The sequence below is a fragment of the Lysinibacillus sp. Bpr_S20 genome (assembly GCF_023337835.1).
GTDB lineage: Bacteria > Bacillota > Bacilli > Bacillales_A > Planococcaceae > Lysinibacillus.
This window is the reverse complement of record NZ_JALNLQ010000013.1, coordinates 96,339-102,796: the sequence shown is the minus strand read 5'-3', so window position 1 is coordinate 102,796 and position 6,458 is coordinate 96,339. Positions and strand designations below refer to the sequence as shown.

Sequence of the window (6,458 nt, the reverse complement as noted above, 5' to 3'; positions counted from 1 at the left end):
CAGGATCAAACTCTCCATAAAAAGAAATTTGATTAGCTCAAATTGTTTTGCTGGCATCATGTTTGATGTCCAAAATTTTGTTTTGTTCACCAACTCAAGGTTAGCTACTAAAAACTTTATTGATTACGTTTTGCTTGTTCAGTTTTCAAGGTTCATTTCGTTACTGTTTTCTCAACAGCAACTCTTATATAATATCACGCTACCAACTTGATGTCAACAACTATTTTTAATTTTTATTGTTTCGTCATTAGTTATCTTAGCGACTTGTATTATATTACACTCATAATATAAAAAGGTCAACACTTTTTATAATAAAATTTAATACTTTTTCATTCCATTGAAAAGCTTCCTATTTATATATGCTTATAAAATAATTATAAATAAACTCTCATCTTAAGCTAATTTAACCTTTTTTACTATCTAAAATAAAATTTTATCATAACCTTACATAAAAAATTAATAGATTTCACAAAAAAACTCGGTATATAGACCGAGTTTTTTAAAACGGAAAGAAAAATGGAATAGCTAGCATCATAACAATGAACATAATAATCTGTAACGGGATTCCGATTTTCACAAAATCCATAAATTTATAACCACCAGCTGTCATCACAAGCGCATTAGTCGGGGAAGCAATTGGTGTGACAAACGCCATACTTGCCGCTACAGCAACAGCAATCATAAATGTCGTCGGACTTGCTTCCATTGCAATCGCTGCATTCATAGCGATTGGTGCAAACAAAACAGCAGTTGCCGTATTACTAATAAATTGTCCAAAAATAGCTGTTAAAATATATATGCCAACTAGCACTCCATAGGGTCCATAATCTCCAAGTGCGTTAATTATACCGTCAGATAAAATAACCATACCACCCGTTTTCTCCAATGCAGTCGCCATCGGAAGCATCGCAGCAACAAGCACAATACTTTCAAAATTCATATTGCTGTATGCATCCTCCATATTACGTAGACAACCGGTTAATATCATCAATACGGCACCAATCATAACAGAAATAACAGCAGGGAAAATTTCAAAAGCCATTAACACAATCATCAAAAGCATAATGACTCCGGCAATACCAGCTTTACCTGTTGCCGCCGCTACACTCGCATGCTCTTTCGGCTGGCCAACAACAACGACATCCTGCGTTTCCCTTGCAAGTAATAGAATCTCATCCCATGCACCTTGCACTAAAATGGCATCTCCAAACTTCAATTTATGCTTCACCATATCTTGAAGTTTATAGCCACCTCTACGATTAATGCCAATTATATTAAGATTATATTTTTCTCGGAAGCCCAGGGCGCTAACAGTCTTATTAATAAAACTGGAATTTGGCGTTAATAATACCTCTGCAATACCAAGATGCTTTGATACCAATTCATCAGCCTCTCCCTCTGCTAGTTCCTGCATCTCCAGGCTATAATCCGAAGCAAAGCGACGAATGTTATCTTCCTCACCTTGAACATACAATTCATCTTTGGCATGTATCACACTAGTCGGACCTGCCATCTCCTGATATGTCACCGGTAAAAAATTAATACCTTCTTGAGATCGACGGTGAATTTTCATCATACAAAGCGTATATTTAGCCGGCAGCTTTAATTCTGCTAATGTTGCATCAATAATCGGCGAACCCTCAGGTACAAATACTTTAAACAAACGATTGTTTAAATCATATTGCTTAATAATTTTCTTTGGCGATAGTTGATAGTCAGCTTTTGATTGTGTACGATTTTTTTCATTTGGCAAAAGAATATTACGCACGAGTACTAAATAGACAATACCAACAATCATTCCTACAATACCGATGGGTGTCACTTCAAAAAAACCTAGTTTATGATAGCCACGATCTACTAATAACTGACTGACAATTAAATTTGTTGGTGAAGCAATTAATGTCATAAGCCCAGAAAGACTCGCAACATAAGAAAGTGGTAGCAAGAATTTCGAAGGACTCTCCTTCATACTAATAGCAATACTAACTACGATAGGCATCATTAATGCTACAGTACCTGTATTACTCATGAAGGCACCTACAGTCCCTACAATAATGAGCAATAACACAAATAACTTTAACTCACTATCACCTGACCATTTCAACAATAGTCGCCCCGCCATCCCTGCAAGTCCTGTGCGTAAAATACCTGCGCCCACAACAAATAACCCCGCAATCATTAAAACTACAGAGTTCGAGAAGCCGGCAAGCGCCTCTGTTGGCGTTAAAATATCAGTCATAACAAAGGCAAGAAGTGACACAATGGCAACTAAATCTGCTCGCAATTTATTTGTTACAAATGCAAAAATTGTCGCCCCTAAAATAAGAAATGTTAATGTAAGCTGCACATCTAAGAATTCCTTTCTAACATTAAATTGTCTTTACAAAAGGTTATACACAAATCGTTTTGTAAAGCACAATGCCTGTTTCTATATCACTTAGATTTATTATATCTTACCCTTTACTATAAATGAGAAAGTTCACCATCTTTTCGAAATAAAAGACTCATCCTAGGTTGATCACTTCCCCATTTCGTGTAAGCTAATCCCACAGGAGCTACTGTCCGCGAAAAATCAGCAGCCCCTTTATCCTTTATTTAACAACCCTTGAATTACAACGGGATACGTAAGGAAAGCATAACAGTTCCTTACAATTGCTACATAACGAGGTCCACCTAATGCATTGCCATACCTAGCTTATTTACGATAAAGGTTATGCTCCTTAATATAGTCATAACAAGCATCAGGCAATAGATATTTGGGTTCACCGCCCATTGCGAATTCTTCTCGAATATAAGTTGAGCTAATTTCCATCGCTAAGCCTTTGTCGATCAAATGAAATCTTCCATCATCATGATTTCTCAAAATTGGAGAACGGCTAATTGTTGATAACATATCGACTCCATGCCTTGCCATGACAATAAAATGATTCTCAGCTACTAACGCTTCTCCTTTTTTCCACAATCCCGCGCCAATATCAACTAATAAATCGGCTCCCATAATAAAATGAATTTCATCATTCGGGTGTTGTTTTCTAAAATATTTCATCGTATCATATGTGTAAATATTCCAGCCTTCTTGCTCCATTTCATATGAATCTGCAATAAAACGTTCATCCTTTGCAATAGCTAGCTGTAACATATTCCAGCGATGCGTATTGTCTGTTTTAATCTCCTTATCCTTTCGTTTATTTGAACATGGTAAAAAAATCACTTTATCTAATTTGCAACGATGCGCAACTGTGCTTGCGGTCCAAAGATGGACATTTGTAATTGGATCAAAAGACGATCCGTAAATCCCTATTTTCGCCATTATCTATCCCTCCGTTCCACTACTCCCATTCACCATCTTCGCTACTTTTTCTTTAATTTCTTTAATTCTCATCATTTTGTTATCCCAGCACGCTTGACTTAAATCTACGGGATACTCTTCTGGATTCATTGTTCTTTTGTACTCACTCCATAGTAGATGTAAATTTTCTTCTACATATGCTTGAATTTCTTGAAGTGTCGGTTCTTTGTAAAGAATAGATCCATTTACTACCATATCATGATGTAATTCTTTTGCCGTAAAATTCGTCACAAATTTACTGTTATAAGTATGCACAGGATGAAACATTCTCAAGCGATTTTCCTCTTGCGGGTTTTCGTAGTCTAATGCAATATAATCCCCTTCCGCATGACCATTTTCTTTATTAATAATTCTATAGATTCGTTTACGGCCTGGAGTAGTTACTTTTTCAGGATTCCCAGAGATTTTGATGGTATCAACCATTTTCCCGTTTTCATCTTCGATAGATACTAATTTATATACCCCTCCAAGGGCTGCTTGATCATAAGCTGTGATCAACTTAGTTCCGATTCCCCACGTATTAATTTTAGCCCCTTGTGACTTCAAATTTATAATTGTGTATTCATCTAAATCATTAGACGCTATAATCTCCGCTTCAGTGAAGCCAGCTTCATCTAGCATTTTCCTTGCTTCTTTTGAAAGATACGCCAAGTCTCCACTGTCCAAACGAATTCCTATAAAATTAATGTTATTTTCGAACTCCTTTGCGACCCGAATTGCATTAGGGACACCCGAACGTAATGTATCATACGTATCTACTAAGAAAACACAATCTTTATGTGTACTTGCATACTTTGTAAATGCCGTGTATTCATCACGATATGCCTGTATCATGGCATGTGCATGAGTCCCTGATACAGGGATACCAAATAATTTTCCAGCTCTTACATTGCTAGTTGCAGAAAATCCACCAATATAAGCTGCACGAGTTCCCCAAATCGCTGCATCAAATTCATGCGCCCGACGTGTCCCAAATTCCATCGCTACAGCCTTTCCGATCACCTGTTTAATGCGCGAAGCTTTCGTCGCGATAAGAGTTTGGTAATTTACAATATTCAATAGAGGCGTTTCAATTAATTGAGCTTCTGCCAATGGCGCTTCAATTCGTAAAATAGGTTCATTGGCAAATACCAATTCACCTTCCTTCATTGCAGAAATAGTGCCTGTAAATTTTAGACTTTGAAGGTATTTAAGAAACGCTTCTGAATATTTTCCTTCCTCGCGTAAATATTGAATATCACTACTAGAAAAACCGAAGCTTTTGATAAACTCCATAATCTTTTTTAAGCCTGCAAATATCGCATAGCCATTCCCGAACGGAAGTTGTCGAAAGTACAGTTCAAAAACTGCTGTTCGATTTTGAGTACCATCGTTCCAGTAAGTTTCCACCATATTTATTTGATATAAGTCCGTGTGCAACATTAAGCTATCGTCTGCATATTTCATTTCCTTCTCCTCCGTTTAAATAATAATAGCACCGAGAGAATGCTCGAAATGGCCTAACGCCCACTCATGCCCAGCTTGATTAAAAGACGCTACTGCATTTTTATGAATAACAATGTTAAATCCATTATTATAGGCATCTACCGCTGTATGCAGTACACAAATATCTGTACATACACCTATTAAATGCAGTTCTGTAATGTCTCTTTCACGCAATTTAATTTCTAAATCCGTTCCTGCAAACGCAGAATATCTTGTTTTATCTAAGTAATAGACATTATTTGCATCTCTATTTTCTTCATATAGTTCTTTTAAGGAGCCATACAACTCTCTTCCCTTTGTACCTCGAATATTATGAGGAGGAAAAAGCTTAGTTTCCGGATGATAGCTACCTTCTTTTTCGTGAACATCAATCGCAAAAACTACAAAATCTCCATTTGAGATAAAATCCTTTGTTAATTGTGTATTTACCTGTTCCAATAATTGCCCCGGTTTTCCGCAAGTTAGAGCTCCATCTGATGCTACAAAATCCACTGTATAATCAATATTAATCAATGCACGTTTCGACATGATTTCATCACTCCACTTTCTTCTTAATTAATAATTCGCAAATTACAAATTACTATATTGAAAATTTATTAGGAAAGACAGATGCTTTCCTAATGATAAATTGACTCTACGATTTCACAGTCATTAAACGTATATAATTGCGATGGTCTAAATGAATTTCTTTTCGTTTTCTTCGGTTTCCCTTCTTCATCTAAAACTTTTTCAATAAAAGGCAACTTGGGCGCTTTTGTAAAGAACACAGAGTCATTTGAAATGCGCGGATCATCCCCCACTGTCAATAAAACTCTCTGTAGTTCAGATAAAGTAAATTCTTCCGGTAAAAAGTTTTTGGCAACAGTTGTTTGTACCATATCTTTCTTAATAAATTTTAAGGCGTCTGAAATAATTTTCCGATGATCAAAGGCCAATTCAAGTGTGAAAACCTCACTTATATTGTATAGCTCTACTTCCACCGCATCATCATTGGCCTGACGCTGATCAATATACGTTTCCGGAACAATGGCATAAAAAGCATTTGAAATCATCCAACCTCGGGGATCACGCTCTACATCATCGTAGACACCAAAGTGTTTAACGTGTAGACCATCTACATTCGTCTCCTCTTTCAATTCTCTTTTAGCAGCCATAATGGCAGTTTCCCTTTTTGTCGCATCTACAAATCCACCAGGAAGCGCCCATTTTCCACCTTCAATATTCGGATTACCTTCATGATCTTGATCAGCTCGTTTAATCAACATGATTTTCAGCGTCATCATCGGTGGTGCTTTTTCCTCTATCTTTTCAGATGTTATTGTAAAAATTGCAATGTCTGATGTATACCCATCAGGTGTTAAATATTTTGAGGAATCATAATTCGCAAGAACTTCTTCTTGTGAACGGTATTTTGTCATTTTAATAAAACTCCTTTGATTCAATGTTTTTACAGAAATGATGATAAAGGTCCTTATGAAGTGTAATGACTTCTTATGGCCGCACGAGTATTCGCTTCGCTCCTTCCGCACGTATAAACTTAAATACTTTATACAATCTTCCGCAAATAACCTTCAGTAATTCGTAATTCCATAATTACTATTTAATGATATAATAACTTTTCCAA

6 protein-coding genes are annotated in these 6,458 nt (G+C 36.3%); 1 reads left to right on the top strand and 5 read right to left on the bottom strand.

What is annotated here, in order from left to right; genetic code table 11:
• Window positions 1-211: hypothetical protein (locus tag MWJ95_RS22110; protein ID WP_249107254.1), on the top strand; the 211-nt coding region annotated here is incomplete at its 5' end.
• A 288-nt stretch (window positions 212-499) separates the two neighbouring features.
• Here MWJ95_RS22110 and MWJ95_RS22105 read toward each other — a convergent pair.
• The 5 genes from MWJ95_RS22105 to MWJ95_RS22085 form a co-directional block, all read right to left on the bottom strand.
• Window positions 500-2,347, bottom strand: a complete 1,848-nt coding sequence (locus MWJ95_RS22105; RefSeq protein WP_249075985.1) for an SLC13 family permease — start codon at window positions 2,345-2,347, stop codon at window positions 500-502.
• Between the two features lie 348 nt (window positions 2,348-2,695).
• The gene (gene nadD, locus MWJ95_RS22100) at window positions 2,696-3,310 is read right to left on the bottom strand and encodes a nicotinate-nucleotide adenylyltransferase (RefSeq protein WP_249075986.1); all 615 of its coding nucleotides are present in this window, start codon (window positions 3,308-3,310) and stop codon (window positions 2,696-2,698) included.
• A 3-nt stretch (window positions 3,311-3,313) separates the two neighbouring features.
• The gene (locus tag MWJ95_RS22095; protein ID WP_249107253.1) at window positions 3,314-4,795 is read right to left on the bottom strand and encodes a nicotinate phosphoribosyltransferase; all 1,482 of its coding nucleotides are present in this window, start codon (window positions 4,793-4,795) and stop codon (window positions 3,314-3,316) included.
• Between the two features lie 15 nt (window positions 4,796-4,810).
• A complete protein-coding gene (locus MWJ95_RS22090) occupies window positions 4,811-5,362 on the bottom strand; it encodes a cysteine hydrolase family protein (RefSeq protein ID WP_249107252.1) in 552 nt (183 codons plus the stop codon).
• An 89-nt stretch (window positions 5,363-5,451) separates the two neighbouring features.
• Window positions 5,452-6,252 carry an NUDIX domain-containing protein gene (locus tag MWJ95_RS22085; RefSeq protein ID WP_249075989.1) on the bottom strand — a complete coding sequence of 267 codons (801 nt, stop codon included), beginning with the start codon at window positions 6,250-6,252 and terminating at the stop codon, window positions 5,452-5,454.
• Window positions 6,253-6,458: the final 206 nt, after the last annotated feature.